Here is a 13,685-nt window from a genome sequence, read left to right as displayed (position 1 = left end):
CCATGGTCGGAGCGCTTCGTTTTCTACGAGTCGGTGAGGACGTAGAGCAGCGTGGCCATGCTGGTGCCGCTCACGATGTCGCTCTTGCCGACCGACTCGCGGCGGTCGGCGAGGGGCACCCACTCGATGCGTTCGGCCTCCCATGCCTTGGTCGGCGGGCCGATGTTGGGATCAAAGAAGGGTGAACCCTTCATCTCTTCGGGATCTCACCGCGTTTTAAGATCCTCCGGCTTTCAGGATCTCTGAGACGATTATGAAACTGATTCCCATAATCCCGCTGACCGACGCGACGACGCTGATGGGCAGACCGTTTTTGCTCGGCATTCCCATGTGTCTTAGAATGGCCAACGCGACAAAGCAGACCAGCATCGAAGCCATGCCGGCCGCTGTCAGCCATTCGAGTCCCGGTGCGACAAGAAGAACCACGCCCCAAATCGCGGCGACACCGACCACGGTGTAGGAGGCAAACTTCGGGAACACGCTCCTGTCCGCTGTATTCCGCCGAGCCTGTGCCTTCATGTTCCGAAATCGCTGCGCTCGCAGCCGCTTTTCCCTCTTGTTCGATCGTTGTTTCGACTTGTTCACGCACTCTCCTCCGTGCCGCAGAGTCGCCACACCGTGAAACGGTCAACGCCGGATTTTGGTTCCAATCATGTAGCGTCTGAAATTCCTGTACAGCACCGAAAATCGGCTTCGTACGTGATCGGCTCACCTTGGCGACCTGCTCCGCGGGCGGATCCTTGACCCTGTAGAGAAGGTTCTCGCCGATCGGCACATGACGTTCCCAGACGCTCAACCGCTCCTGCGGTTCATCTGGCGCTCTCGTCGGCTGTTCACGCGGTTCATCGGGTACGTGATGCCTTCGGCCCGATTGTTGAACGCCTGATGTTCTCTCGTGCTCGGCTTGCCGGAAAGTATTGACCTGGCCGCCTCCTACTTGCTGCAGGCCCCGGAGTGTTTCGAGTGCGTGTGCAGGTCGGCGTGAAAGCGCATCTGTCTCATTCTGGTACAGGCCGAACACGTAAGGCATGAAGAGTGCCTGAAATCGATCTGTGGCGCTGAACCGGGGGATGCGACGATCGCTTCTCCACCCAGGGCCGCTGTTGTTCATGCGATCTCCGATCCGCCGAACGCGCTGCGCTGGATGTCGAGCCGGCCGTCCGCCGCTCCCGAGCCTGTCCAGGTGACATCTTGCTTACTTGTGGACCGATCCGGTCGCCGGCCTGGGCCGCATGCCCTGATGTCTGGCTCCTACGAGTTTGTGAAACCGGGTTTGACCTTGACACGGCGTCAAGGTCTTAACCTCGATCTTTCGTGATCTTCGTGTGGTCGGCTGTCAATGGCCAGGTGCGTGTCGCCGCTGGTGGCCAAGAAAAAGTCCCCAGCTCTTCGTAGTTGACTACTTCATGGTGGGTCGTCCTGGGCCTCGGATGCGGGCCTGTCGCATGCGGAAGGACTCGCCCTCGGTGACCACGACGATGCTGTGGTGTAGGAGCCGATCCAGCAGGCTGACCGCGGTGGTGTGCTCGGGCAGGAAACGCCCCCACTGATCGAAAGGCCAGTGCGAGCCGATCCCGAGCGCGCGGCGCTCATAGGCGGCGGCGACGAACCGAAACAGTAACTGGGTGCCGGTATCGTCCAGCGGAGCGAATCCCACCTCGTCGATGACGACCAGATCGGCGCGCAGTAGATTCTCGATCACGCGGCCGACGGAGTTGTCGGCCAGACCCCGATAGAGCGTCTCGACCAGCTCGGCGGCGGTGAAATAACGGACCTTGTAACCGGCCTGGATAGCGGCGACGCCGAACGCGATGAGGCTGTGGGACTTGCCGGTGCCGGCCGGCCCGACCGCGCAGTAGTTCTCCGCCGCTCGAACCCACTCCAGCGAGGCCAGGTAGTCGAACGTTGCCCGGGGGATCGAGGAGGCGGCGACGTCGAACTCCTCGATCGTCTTGATGACCGGGAACGCGGCGGCCTTCATCCTCATTCGGGCGTTGGAGGCATCCCGAGCAGCCAGCTCGGCATCGATGAGCGTGCGCAGGAACTCCTCGGGGTTCCACCGTTGCGTGCGGGCAGTGAGGAGCAGCTCCGGTGCCAGAGCCCGGATCGTTGACAGCTTCAGACGGCGCAGCCCGCCATCGAGGTCGGCGGCCAGCGGCGGAAGAGCGGGCGCGGTCATGACACCTGCCCGATCTGGTTGAGCTTGTCGAGGGTATAGGCCGACAGCGGCCGGGTCGGCACCTGCGGCAGCTCCAAAACGAGGGCCTCTCCGGCCGGGCAGGGCTGCGCGGTTCCGGCTCCAGCGGCCAAAATCGAGCGCACGTCCTCGGCCCGCCAGCGGCGAAAAGCGACTGCGCGCTCCAGCGCCGACAGCAGGGCCGCTTCGCCGTGCGCGGCACGCAGTGCGGCCAGCTCCTCCAAGTCAGCGGCCAGGCGGGTGTTGCCGGAGGCGGCCGAGGCTGCCAAGAACGCCTCCGCGACCGGGCCGAGTCCCAGGAAGGTCTTCTCCGCCTCGGTCCTGGGTCGGGCGGGGCGGCGTGGTGCGGGCCGGGGACCGCCGTAGTGTGCGTCGGTGACCGCTGCCTCGCCGGGAGCGACCGGGACGTGCTCGGCGACGATCTCACCGGTGGCCAGGTCCGAGACCAGCAGCCGCCCGTCGGCCTCCACGACGGCGACGGCGGCGCCGATCAGCCGGGTCGGCACCGAGTAGCGGGCCGAGCCGAAGCGCACGCATGAGAGTTTGTCGACCTTGCGGGTGGCCGGCGCCTTGCCGATCGCGGGCCGCAGCGACGGCAGCGCGCTCAGCAACTCGCGCTCAGCGGCCAGTCGCTCGACCGGGATCGCGCAGATCTCCGAGTGCGGCACCGCGTTGACCTCGGCGCACCACTGCCGCGCCGCGACGTTGGCCGCCGTCAGATCATCGAACGGGGCGTGCGGTGCAATCAGGTCACGCTTGGCATAGCCGACCAGGTTCTCCACGATCCCCTTCGATTCGGGATCAGCGGCCTCGCACCAGTCCGGCCGAAAGGCGTAGTGCGTCGCCAAGCGGACGTAATCGGCGGTCGGGATGACCTTGTTGGCGACCACGCCGCCCTTCAGGCAGCCCATCCGATCGGCCAGCACCGCTTTGGGCACCCCGCCGAGTTCTTCGAAGCATTCAGCCAGCATGGCCAGGGTGGTGGCGGCCCGCTGGTTGTCGGCGAAGCGCACGAACCGGATCCTGGACCAGGCCAGCACCGCGCAGAACACGTGCAACCCACCGCCGGCGTCCCCCCAGTCGATGACCAGCATCTCGCCCGGCGTCCAGATCGCCGGACGCCGCCCGCGATGGTGATCGCGCCGCCAGGTCTTCTTCGCTGATGCGACCAGACGCCGCAGGTTACGCGCCGATCCGGTATACCCGGCGGCCTGGGCCAGCGGCAGCAGCCGTTTGGCCGAGATCTTCCCCGCGGTGGCCTGCACCTTGCCGGCTACCAGTTCGGTGACCGCGTCGAAGTTGTGTTCACGGCGTTTGCGGCAGGTCGGCTTGTTGCCGGTCAGGGAGCGCTCGATGATGCGTCTGACGGTCTTGTGCGTGGTGCCGCATATCTGCGCGGCCCCGCGATAGGTGCCTACCTCGCGGTAGGCGGCGATGATGTCCATGACTTCCCCCGAAGATTTCATGGCCGAACAGACCCCCTGAGCGGTGATCTCGTGACTGGCTGACACCGTCACGATCACCGCTCAGGGCACACACCTCCCGACGACACGCGAACGAGAAGCGGGGACCTAAATCGGCCATCAGTGGTGACCTCGAACTGGCCACCTGTGGGGACTTTTACATGGCCACGGACATCGGCTGAAGCATTTGGCTGAGGCGTGATTTCGCTTCCTGGTCAGCGTGGTGGCCCGGCTGTCGCGCCGGGTGGGCGGGGTTCCACGAGCCCGTGGGTGTCCTTTCTTGGTCGGTGGAGCGGCTTGATGCTGGTCAGGGCGGTGCCGGCAGGGCTTGCAGGCGGGTGACGGCGGCGATGATCTGCGGTGCCCAGGGCCATCGGGCGGCGATGCGGAGCCGGAGCCGCCGGCCGCCGTGGACCAGGCGTCCGGCGACGGCGAACAGGCGCAGCCGCAAGCGTTTGGGCTCCCAGCGGCGGGCCGGGCCCTGCAGGGCGAGCATCTGCATCCAGGCCATGAGGTCGCCGGCCAACGCGACGATCTCGCACCACATCTGGTTCTGGGTGAAATCGTGCAGCGGCAGGTTGCGCAGGCCGGTGTCCTTGGCGCAGCGGATGCGGTCCTCGGCGCGGGCGCGGCGACGATGGCGCAGCTCCAGATCGGCGAGCTGGCCTTGCTTGGTGTTGGTGACGAAACAGGTGAAGCGGTGCCCGCCGGGGTCGGTGAAGCGCAGCCGCGCACCGGGGTGCGGGCGCTCCCTGCGGACGATGACGCGCATGCCCTTGGGCCAGGAGGTCAGGTTCGCCAGGCCGGTGATCTCGGCGACCCAGGCGCCTGCTCTGACCTGCCCCTCGGCGTCGTAGGCGGGTGTCCACGCGCTGGCGGGCAAGCGACCGATCGCGGCGCCGATGTCGTCGGTGATGGTGAAGCCGATGGAGTATTTCAACCACCGGCCTGGACGGGTCAGCCAGGTGAGGAACTCATGAGTGCCGCCGCCTGAGTCGGTGCGGATCAGAATCTGACGGCGTCGGGCCCGGGGCAGTTGGGCCAGGGCCAAGACGGTGGCGTTGATGTGGTCGGTGGCGGTGTTGGAGCCGGCGTTGCCCGCTCGCAGCACCAGGGCCAGTGGCTCACCGGCTCCGTCGGTGCCGTGGTCGGCGAAGGCGGTCATGGGGTGGAAGCCGAAGGTTTTCTTCCAGGTCGGGGTGGCGTTTTCCTTCTCAGAGTGGGCGATGACGATGGTGGCGTCCAGATCGATGGGGATCAGCTGGCCGTCGGCTCCGGGCGCGGCTGACGCGGCGAGGGTCCAGGCGTGTTCACGGGCGATGGCGCGTGCGCGTCGAATCGCTTTCAGGGCTTTGGCGGTGTCGGTGGCGAGCCGGTCGATCAGCCGGGAGACGGTCGGGTCAGAGGCGATGGGGCCGAACAGTTCCGGCTGAGAGCGCAGTATCGCGATGTCGGCCAGGCAGTCGCCTCCCAGGGCGAGGCTGACGGCGAGATCAGCGATGATCTTTCCGGGATCGTGGATCGCGCGGGCCGGTCGCCATCGTTGCAATTGCTCCGACAGGGCCTGGTCCAGGCCGGTGACGCGCAGCGTTTCCAGCAACAGCAGCGCGCCTGATTGGGAGATGAGCCCGGAGCCGTCGGCGGACATGACGATCTTGGGTCGCGAAGCGATAGTCTTCACGTGAAAAGTGCCTCTTGAGCTGGTGTGGACGGGACCTTAGACAAGTCCGATCATCCCAGTTCAAAGGCACTTTTCTCATGTAAACGATCAAGGCTGGCGATATTCACCGTGAAAGCCCGAGGTTAACTGTGGGCATGCGGATCGGAGAACTCGCCGCGCTGCTGAGGGTGTCGACCCGGACGGTGCGCTACTACCACCACCAGGGCGTCCTGCCTGAACCGTCCCGCCGTGCCAACGGCTACCGCAAGTACGGCATGCGCGACGCCATCGCTTTGGCGCGCGTCCGCCGTCTCGTCGATCTTGGGCTGAGTCTGGAGGAGGCGCGCGACATCATCAGGGACGACCGGGCCAGGGATCTGCCCGAGATCCTGCGGGAGATCGACGCGGACCTTGCCCAGCGAGAGCAGGAGATCTGGGTCAGACGATCCCGCCTCGCCGATCTGCTCAGGCAGGCCGAGGTGGGAGCTCTGGGTCCGGACGACACCGCTTCGCCCGAACTGGTGGCCTTCCTCCGAGAGGTCGACGTCCCGACGTCGAAGTCGGCGGCGTGGGATCGTGACCTGCTGGTGCTGATGGATAGCATGGCGCCGCCGCCTGGTGTCGAAGGCCTTCGGCCCCCGCAGCCTTGCCGCACTGCGCCCGCGCGTCGAGCAACTGGCCGCCGGCTATGTGTCGGCGGTCGCCGGCGGCGGCCCGCCCGCCGATCTTGTCGCGGAAATCGCCACCCCGCTGTCGATCACGGTGATCAGCGAGCTGCTCGGCGTGGGGATCGACGAGCGCGAGCGATTCCGCGCCCTGGCTGACGCCGCGAGCGCCGCGGATTTCGTCTTCGGCGCGGAAGAGGACATGGCCGCGGCCGCACAGGCGTGGGACGCGCTCGGCGGTTACGCCGCCGGACTGGTCGCGGCCAAACGCAAGGAACCCGGCGGCGACCTGCTCAGCAGCCTGATCGCGGTACGCGACACCGACGACGGGCGGCTCAGCGACACCGAGCTCATCGCCATGACCACCACGATCGTCTCCGCGGGCTACCTCTCGGCCACGAACGCCATCTCCGTCGGCGCGATCCGGCTCCTTACCGAAGGGCGACTCGCCACGCTGGCCACCGCCGACTCCGACCAGGCTGACGCGACCGTGGCGGAAGTCCTGCGCATGCAGGCCGGACTGACCGGCGAACCGTTTCCCCGCTATGCCCACGAAGACCTCGAGCTGGCCGGCGTCCCGATCAGCGCCGGCGACCTGGTCCTCGTCCGGCTCGAAGCCGCCAACCGAGACCCCGGGCACTTCCCCGAGCCCGACCGGTTCCTACCCGGACGAAAGTCCAGCCCGCCCTTGGTGTTCGGTCACGGGCTGCACCATTGCCTGGGCGCGCCGTTGGCCCGCCTGGAGGTCGGCGCCGCCCTCAGCGCGCTCGCCCGTCAGCTGCCCGGCCTTCAGCTTCAGGATCCGGTCGACCACATCGAATGGACCCGCCACGCGGTCGACATCGGACCCATAGCGCTCCGCGTCACCTGGTGAGCGTTCGAGACGAACCTACGACTGGAAACAACGCGGCGTAGGGACCGATGCAGGACGAAGAAGCAGCCAGGCGCCGGATGCCCTTGGCTGAGGACGTTGCCTCAGGGTTCCGTCAAGGGCGACAAAAAGCGCCCCGGAGCGGTCACCTCGAGCTTCGGGGCGTTCAGGCTGTTCAGATGATCGCCACACCCATCCTGGTGCTCAGCGCAGCGGCGTCTGCCACCCCGCCCGGGTCCGCGCCACCGTCGAGCGGGTGACGCCCGCCGCCGATGTCGACTGATGTCCGCCACCGGTGTCGACGCCATCGCTGGGTCGTCGCACCACAGCACGCTCTCCTGCAACCCGGGCGCGCTGCACCCGGCGCCGACCCGATCCCTCACCGCACGTCAGGAGACCCGATGAGCACCCCGCGACAACGCCTCTACCTGCTGCTGCTCGCCGTTGGCATCGTCGTGCCCTATCGCCACGCCATCGGCTGGCTCGGAGAGCACGGGCTCGACCTGCCACGCTTCGTCGACGACATGGTCGCCAACGACGTCGCCGCGTTCTTCGGCTGGGACGTCGCCATCGTGGTGGTGGTGCTGCTCGCCGCGGCCGTTACCGACCGCGCCCTGCGCGTCCGCGATCGCGTGTGGGTCGTCGTCGGGTCGTTCGCCGGCGCCTCGGTCGGGCTCCCGCTCTACCTGTGGCTGCGGGAACGCCGGCGGCAACCTATACGGGGTGCCTTCGGCCTGCCTGTTGAGCGCCCGACGTTCTCTCGTGCTCGGCGTGCCGGAAAGTGCTGACCTGGCCGCCCCCTCCTTGCTGCGGGCCCTGGAGTGTTTCGAGTGCGTGTGCAGGTCGGCGTGAAAGCGCATCTGTCTCGTTCTGTCGCAGGCCGAACACGCAAGGCCTGAAGAGCCTGAACTCGATCTGTGGCGCTGAACCGGGGGACACGACGATCGCTTCTCGAATCAGAGCCGCTGTTGTTTTTGTGACCTTTGATCGAGATGCTCTGAGGACGGCATGCCGGTGAGCGGGCCCGAACCGAGTGGACTTTAGGAGTACTGGCGGCGGAGGTACGAATGCTTGGGTATGGCTTTGAGTGGATCGTATTTATGCTGCTGCTCGGTGGGCTTTTCCTGGGCGTCGTCTATCTTGTGACGAGAGTTCTGATCCGTCGTTACTCGGGCGACCGCTGGCCAAGAATGTGATCATGAAAGCTGGTCTGCCCTACCCATCCAGGCTGTCACCACGTCCCCGGCTGAACGGTCGTCATCAGCGGCGCGTTTCGCGTCCAGCGGACTTTTCCCTGTAACTGCTCAGGGCGGTACGTGATCGCCTTACGCGGTCCGTCCGTACTCCAGTTGAAGCAGGACGAGGGCTGTGGCGGCGATCCGGGTGATCCGGCTCGGGTCGAGGCTGACTCGGCGCGGGGCTTTGGATGTGGTCTTGACCAGGGTGTTCGCCCGTTCGCCGATTCCACGGATGCCTCGCAGGAACTGGTTGAACGCACGCTGAGACTCGGTGAGCGGGCCGTGACGGCCTGTCACCGTCGCTCCGGCCCCGGCGAGGTCATGTCAAGGGAGAGGGCGGGATATCCTGCCTGCGGTGCCTCACCACGTGACCGGAGGAGTCGATGCTGGGATGACGGCAAGGCGACCGATGCCCACACAGGACGACGTGCTCGGATACTTCGACACGCTGTCGAACTGGGGACGGTGGGGCGACGAGGACGAGCTCGGCACTTTGAACCACATCACCGACGACGTCCGGCTGGCGGCGGCACGGGCCGTGCGCCACGGCAGGAGCGTGTCGTGCGCGTGGGAGGTTGCCGTACCGGCGGAGATGGAGCGGTCGACGACGACGTGCCCGTGCGCCGCCGACATGCCGGGTGCCGAGAACATGCCGGTGTCGGCATTCCACAACGACCGGCGCTGGGGCTTTTCGTCCGAGCGGCTCGGCATCACCTTCCACGGCAACACCATCACCCACGTCGACTCGCCGTGTCACCTCTTCTGGGACGGCACGATGTACAACGGGCGGTCGCACTCGTTGGTCGACGCCGCAACGGGATCGGCGTGGGCGGCCGTCACGGCGGCGGCGAACGGGATCATCACGCGTGGTGTCCTGCTGGACATCGCGAGGGTTCGCGATGTGCCGTGGTTGGAGCCGGGGCAGGGTGTGTTTCCCGACGATCTCGAGGAGGCCGAGCGTCGCCAGGGTGTGCGGGTGCGACCCGGCGATGCGGTACTCCTGCGGACCGGCTATGGCCGCTTCCGGCACGAGGCCGGTGAGGCCGGCGGTTTCACGCAGGCCGGCTGGCACGCGTCCTGCCTGCCGTGGCTGCAGGAACGGGGGGTCGCGCTGATCGGCGCTGACACCCCCCAGGACGTTCAGCCGTCGGGGTACGAAGACATATTGATGCCGGTTCACGCCGTGAGCCTCGTCGCGATGGGTCTGTGGCTGCTCGACAACTGCGATCTGGAGGTGTGCGCGACGACGGCTGCCGAGCTCGGCCAGTGGGACTTCCACCTCGCAGTCGCGCCGGTCCGCTTCGCCGGTACGTCCGGCAGCCCGGTCAACCCGATCGCCACATTCTGACCGCGGTTCACGAGGGGGTGCGACGCCGTGAAGGACCCGGCCCGCACCTGGAACACGGTCGTGGAGGACACGCCGTGCTGGTCGGGAACCAGGCGGCACGAGCGCCTCAGGGCGAGGTGTCGCAGCGAGCGATAGCTGTCGGCCGGACTGACGTCGGATACGCCGGCCGGCCGCCCCGATCAGGACCGAGCGGCTCGTGCTGCGCGAGTCGCAGGCTCGTGATCGTGTGGCGTTCGCCGAGCCGTTCGACTCGTCGGAGGTGGTAAGCAGTGCCCTCCAGCTGTGTCCTCGGCGATGTTCTTCCCGAGACGTCGTGTGGCAATGGCAAAATCACTGGCCATGGACGCGAACGCTTACCTCGGCCTCCTTTCTCGTGTGGAAGCCGATCCGATCGAGGTTGATTGGGAGGTAGTGGAGTCTCACGTCGGCATCGCGCTGCCCTCGGACTACAAGGCCCTTGCCGCGTACGGCCCGCTCGACATCGGCGACTTCGTCTGGCTGTACACGCCATGCGTTCAGGAGTACGAGTTCAACCGGCTCGACGCCTTTGACTACGTCGGCTGGTTGGAGCAGACGCACCGCCACTGCCGCATCGTCGCCCGAACGGTACCGCCGCACACGCCGCCACCATTCCACCCCTCGGAAGGTGGGCTGCTCGCCTGGGGAAGTACGCGAAGCAGCTCTTACCTGTTCTGGGACACCTCCGCGTCCAAGGACCCGGACCGATGGCCCGTCGTGATCTTCGAACAGGACTCCGCCCTCAAGGGCGACAACCCCTGGCTCACCCTCGACACCCCCCTGTTTGAGACCTTGACGCTCATCCTCAGCGAGGGGATCTCTCTGCCGAGCGGCCAGATTCTCGGCCCGCTTCTGCCGGTTGCGCGCAGGACCCGCTTCCTACGGGCGGCCACGCCCTGGACCCCACCCGAGAAGTCACCCGAACGGGTCCCGGAAAACGAGCGCCGGGCCGCACTCACCGAGGGAGCCGGCCTCGCCGCTCTCCGCCTCCTTGCCCCGCCGCCCGAAGATCCCTATCTCGGCGAGCTCACCTGGGAAGAGGTGTTCGCGACCCTCGGCACGCGGCTGCCGTCCGAGTACGTCGAGCTGATGGACGTCTACGGAACCGGCTGCTTCAGCGGCTGGATGCGGTTCGTCGCACCCCTGCGCGGCGACCGGTACGGTCTCGTCCAGACGGCGTCCGTGGTCAGCGACGGCTACCGCGACCTCCGAGAGTCGTTCCCTGAGGACTTCCCTTTGGCCGCCTGGCCGGAGCCCGGAGGCTTCCTGGCGTTCGCCAACTCCATCGACGGTGACGAGCTCGGATGGCTGACCCAGGGAGACCCCGACCGATGGCCGGTCATCGTCTACCCGCGCCACGACGACCAGGGCCCTCCGCTGCCCGGTACTCTCACCGAGACCCTCCTCGACTGGATGCGCGGCCGCCTCGACGCCGCAGGCTTCGCGACCCTCGACCCGGACGACGACCCGCTCGAGTTCCTCGGATTCGTCCCGAACACCGCCGACGACTTCGCCGAGCTGGAACGAGAACGCCGGGAGTGGGAGAGCCAATTCACCGCTGACACATCGGAGCCACCGGCGCAAGGGACCGCGTGACCGCTTCAGCGGTGTGCGTGGGGCACCATGGCGATCCTGTCCCACAGGCCGGAGGGGTCCTTGTGGTCTCGTGCCTCGCCGAAGGCCCTTCGGCCTGCGTCCGACCCTGCCGGCGTTGGGCATTGGCCCTGGAGACGAGGTCGTCGTCCCCTTCTTTGTTGACGCCGGAGCCGTTTGTCCGGCTGGCACCACCCCGATCTTCGCCCTGCAGAGCCAGGTATGTGCGAACGTGCGCGGGCCGAAAGCAGTGTTCGACGATGGGCCGTGGTGCGTCCGGCGCGGTGCGCCACGGTGATCCCAACGGGTCGCCAATCCGGAAGTAGAACGTCCGCAACCGGCTGTAGCGTGTCCCCGCGACCATCATCGACGCTTACGTGGGAAGGTGCACCGGTGTGATCTCGAACAGGGGGCATGTGGTGGGGAACCGCTATCGAGGCGCCCGATCCCGGCGCTTTGGCGAGGTTCTACTCCGAGCTGCTCGGGTGGCCCATTGGCCATGAGGAGCCGGGAACGACGATTCTCGCGGCTCCTGAGGGGTCCATTTATGTCGTGTTCCAGCAGGCGACCGGTTACCAGGCTCCCGTCTGGCCGCCTGTCGATGGGCAGCAGCGTCCGATGATGCACTTCGACTTCCAGGTCGGAGACCTGGACTCCGCGGTCGCCGAGGCAGTCGCCCTCGGAGCTTCGGTCGCCGCGGAACAGCCGCGAGACAATGTCCGGGTGCTCTTCGACCCGGCCGGTCACCCCTTCTGCTTGTGTCGCGACGACGGCTGATCGTGCGACCGCTCATCGGCAGGAGCGGACATACCGGCCGGTGGATGTGATCTGATCATCGCGACGGCACACACCGGTGTCGTGGATTTGCCGCGTTCGCTCGCGGCGGGCGGCCGCTGTGCCGGGTCGGCCAGGGTGGTAGCTGACAGCCTGGGAAACGCCCGAAACCCCGGGCCTCCTGACCTGAGGGCACCCCGGCTCGGAGCATCCACGAAGAAGATCAACGGCTGGTGCGGGAATTCGCCGGGGCGCAGTCAGCCGGCGTCATCCAACTGTTCGGCCAGTTGCTTCAGCCCACCCTTGATGAGCTGCCCGTACTCGTCGTCGCCAAGCGCGCCGATCCCGGCTCGCGCCTGCTGCAGGTGCTCACGGGCACGATCGAGATCGCCCAGCTTGCGATAGCAATCGCTCAAGTTCAGGTGCAACGACGGATACAAGCCGGCCACCGAAAGCGGCACTCCGGCTTGGGCCACCCGCTCATCGGTGATCAGGCCGACGGCGGCAAGCGCTCGCAGATCCCACATCAGCTCCTGGTGCACGTCGTCCTGCACATCGGCCATCGAGTGGGCAAGGACGCACACATGCAGCGGGTCGCCTTGCTCGCCGCCGATGTCGTCCCAGATCTGCGCGAACAACTCGCGCGCGGCTTCACGCTGGCCTTGGCGGTGGTGCAACTCCACCCCCTGGCCGATTCGGGTCATCGTCGGGTCGGGGGTCATGGGCGGCTCCTTCACCTGTACAGGGCACCGAATACATATGTCTGATAAGCCGCGTTCGAGGCCGGGATGGCGATTCCTTGATCAGCGACTGGGGTCGTTGGGGCTGCACGAATAACCGGAACGGACTCGCCTGGCGCTCTGAACGCCTGACGAGCCCTGAGTCTTTCTACCTGCTTGCACAGGAATGAATGACCTTGTCCCAGCCTACCGATTTCGCCTCTGATCAGCGGCCAAATCTGATCGGCGTAAGGCTGAGACGAAGGCCGTGGGCTTCACCGGGCCACGGGTGCCTGGCTGTCGTGCCTGCCGTCATGGCCGTCCTCCCGCCTGTTCGCGTCGCAAGGGAGGAGCGGCCGGCCGAAGGGGCGCCAGGCCACACCCATGAGCACGGCCATCATCACCGCTGACATCCAGAAGGGCCCGGTGATGCCGATCCAGCGGGCGATGGATCCGCCGACCAGGGCGCCCAGCGCGGAGCCGCCGACGGCGAGCGTCATGTACACGCTCTGGACGCTCGCAAGGCCTGGAAATACGCCTTCTCGGGCCGTGCTCCGACCGCCGCGGGACCGTCGTTGAAGGAGATCCACGGTACGGAACGGATGCCCCGTTCGTATACGCCGGCGAGCTCGGCGCGCACCTCGTCCGCTGCCGCGTCGTTCCGATCGACTCCGATCTCGGCGGCCAGCCGTTCCAGGGTGCCGAGATCGGCGATGTTCAGTCCGTCGGTGAAATGTGCTCTGAACAGCCGCTCGGCCATGGGCTCGGCCAGGCCGCGGGCCGCGGCCGAGGCGATGAGGCGGTGTGCCTCGAAGGTGTCCGCGGCCACCGCCCGTTCGTAGGCCAGGGTCACACCGTCTCGTACCGCGTCCGCCGCCGCCTGCCGTGTCTCTGCCACCACGTGCTCTCCGAATCTGGCGGTCAGCACGTCCAGCAGTGGCTCCCCGTCGAAGTCCGCGTCGGGGGCGAGCAGGAAGGGCTTGACGGCCACCTCGACCTTCGCGCCGTCGGCCCGCACCTTCTCGATCGCTCGCCTCAGCCGTACGAACGCGATGTAGGAGGCCGCGCAGATGACGTCGAGGACGATCTCGACCTTGACGTTCTTGGTCTCGGTTCGTTCCATGTGGGGAATCTCCGCT

Annotated in this window: 13 protein-coding genes and 2 pseudogenes; 6 read left to right on the top strand and 9 right to left on the bottom strand. The window is 66.9% G+C overall.

The genetic code is table 11. From position 1 onward, the window contains the following. Positions 1-23: 23 nt before the first annotated feature. The 5 genes from J2853_RS15240 to J2853_RS15220 all read right to left on the bottom strand — a co-directional run bounded on the left by J2853_RS15240 (position 24) and on the right by J2853_RS15220 (position 5,341). Positions 24-194: a hypothetical protein gene (locus tag J2853_RS15240; protein WP_307558424.1), complete on the bottom strand. Its 171-nt coding sequence runs from the start codon at positions 192-194 to the stop codon at positions 24-26. A gap of 22 nt (positions 195-216) precedes the next feature. Further along, positions 217-585 carry a hypothetical protein gene (locus J2853_RS15235; protein WP_307558422.1) on the bottom strand — a complete coding sequence of 123 codons (369 nt, stop codon included), beginning with the start codon at positions 583-585 and terminating at the stop codon, positions 217-219. An 814-nt stretch (positions 586-1,399) separates the two neighbouring features. Further along, positions 1,400-2,179, bottom strand: a complete 780-nt coding sequence (istB, locus tag J2853_RS15230) for an IS21-like element helper ATPase IstB (RefSeq protein WP_307558420.1) — start codon at positions 2,177-2,179, stop codon at positions 1,400-1,402. Then, positions 2,176-3,663, bottom strand: a complete 1,488-nt coding sequence (gene istA, locus J2853_RS15225) for an IS21 family transposase (protein WP_307558417.1) — start codon at positions 3,661-3,663, stop codon at positions 2,176-2,178. The genes istB and istA overlap by 4 nt, the downstream gene beginning before the upstream one ends. 304 nt (positions 3,664-3,967) lie before the next feature. Continuing rightward, positions 3,968-5,341, bottom strand: coding sequence for an IS1380 family transposase (locus J2853_RS15220; RefSeq protein ID WP_307556262.1), 1,374 nt, complete (start codon positions 5,339-5,341; stop codon positions 3,968-3,970). 134 nt (positions 5,342-5,475) lie between these two features. Between J2853_RS15220 and J2853_RS15215 the strand changes: the two are divergent. From J2853_RS15215 to J2853_RS15205, 3 genes and pseudogenes are all read left to right on the top strand, one after another. Beyond that, positions 5,476-5,667 (top strand): annotated as a pseudogene (locus J2853_RS15215) (MerR family transcriptional regulator); the annotation flags it as partial. Positions 5,668-5,938: 271 nt separating this feature from the next. Beyond that, entirely contained in the window at positions 5,939-6,859 is a 921-nt protein-coding gene (locus J2853_RS15210) for a cytochrome P450 (RefSeq protein WP_307558415.1), read from the top strand. Between the two features lie 398 nt (positions 6,860-7,257). Then, positions 7,258-7,644: a DUF2834 domain-containing protein gene (locus tag J2853_RS15205; protein ID WP_307558412.1), complete on the top strand. Its 387-nt coding sequence runs from the start codon at positions 7,258-7,260 to the stop codon at positions 7,642-7,644. Positions 7,645-8,181: 537 nt separating this feature from the next. On the opposite strand, the pseudogene J2853_RS15200 reads toward J2853_RS15205, so the two are convergent. Beyond that, positions 8,182-8,370 (bottom strand): annotated as a pseudogene (locus J2853_RS15200) (IS5/IS1182 family transposase); the annotation flags it as partial. Positions 8,371-8,503: 133 nt separating this feature from the next. Between J2853_RS15200 and J2853_RS15195 the strand changes: the two are divergent. The 3 genes from J2853_RS15195 (at position 8,504) to J2853_RS15185 (ending at position 11,830) form a co-directional block, all read left to right on the top strand. Continuing rightward, positions 8,504-9,442, top strand: a complete 939-nt coding sequence (locus J2853_RS15195; protein WP_307558410.1) for a cyclase family protein — start codon at positions 8,504-8,506, stop codon at positions 9,440-9,442. Between the two features lie 411 nt (positions 9,443-9,853). Then, positions 9,854-11,056 carry an SMI1/KNR4 family protein gene (locus tag J2853_RS15190; RefSeq protein WP_307558409.1) on the top strand — a complete coding sequence of 401 codons (1,203 nt, stop codon included), beginning with the start codon at positions 9,854-9,856 and terminating at the stop codon, positions 11,054-11,056. 411 nt (positions 11,057-11,467) lie between these two features. Continuing rightward, positions 11,468-11,830: a VOC family protein gene (locus J2853_RS15185; protein ID WP_307558407.1), complete on the top strand. Its 363-nt coding sequence runs from the start codon at positions 11,468-11,470 to the stop codon at positions 11,828-11,830. A gap of 254 nt (positions 11,831-12,084) precedes the next feature. Here J2853_RS15185 and J2853_RS15180 read toward each other — a convergent pair whose 3' ends face one another. The 3 genes from J2853_RS15180 to J2853_RS15170 all read right to left on the bottom strand — a co-directional run bounded on the left by J2853_RS15180 (position 12,085) and on the right by J2853_RS15170 (position 13,669). Next, on the bottom strand, positions 12,085-12,549 hold the full coding sequence (locus tag J2853_RS15180) for a tetratricopeptide repeat protein (RefSeq protein ID WP_307558405.1): 465 nt from the start codon (positions 12,547-12,549) through the stop codon (positions 12,085-12,087). A 272-nt stretch (positions 12,550-12,821) separates the two neighbouring features. Then, positions 12,822-13,052, bottom strand: a complete 231-nt coding sequence (locus J2853_RS15175; RefSeq protein WP_307558403.1) for a hypothetical protein — start codon at positions 13,050-13,052, stop codon at positions 12,822-12,824. Continuing rightward, complete coding sequence (locus J2853_RS15170; RefSeq protein WP_307558401.1) at positions 13,043-13,669, bottom strand: DsbA family protein; 627 nt, start codon at positions 13,667-13,669, stop codon at positions 13,043-13,045. Before J2853_RS15170 ends, J2853_RS15175 begins: the two co-directional genes overlap by 10 nt. Positions 13,670-13,685 lie beyond the last annotated feature (16 nt).

This window comes from Streptosporangium lutulentum, assembly GCF_030811455.1.
In the GTDB taxonomy this organism is placed as follows: Bacteria; Actinomycetota; Actinomycetes; order Streptosporangiales; family Streptosporangiaceae; genus Streptosporangium; species Streptosporangium lutulentum.
The sequence above is the reverse complement of the archived record's forward strand: the minus strand, read 5'-3'. Positions and strand labels throughout refer to the sequence as shown.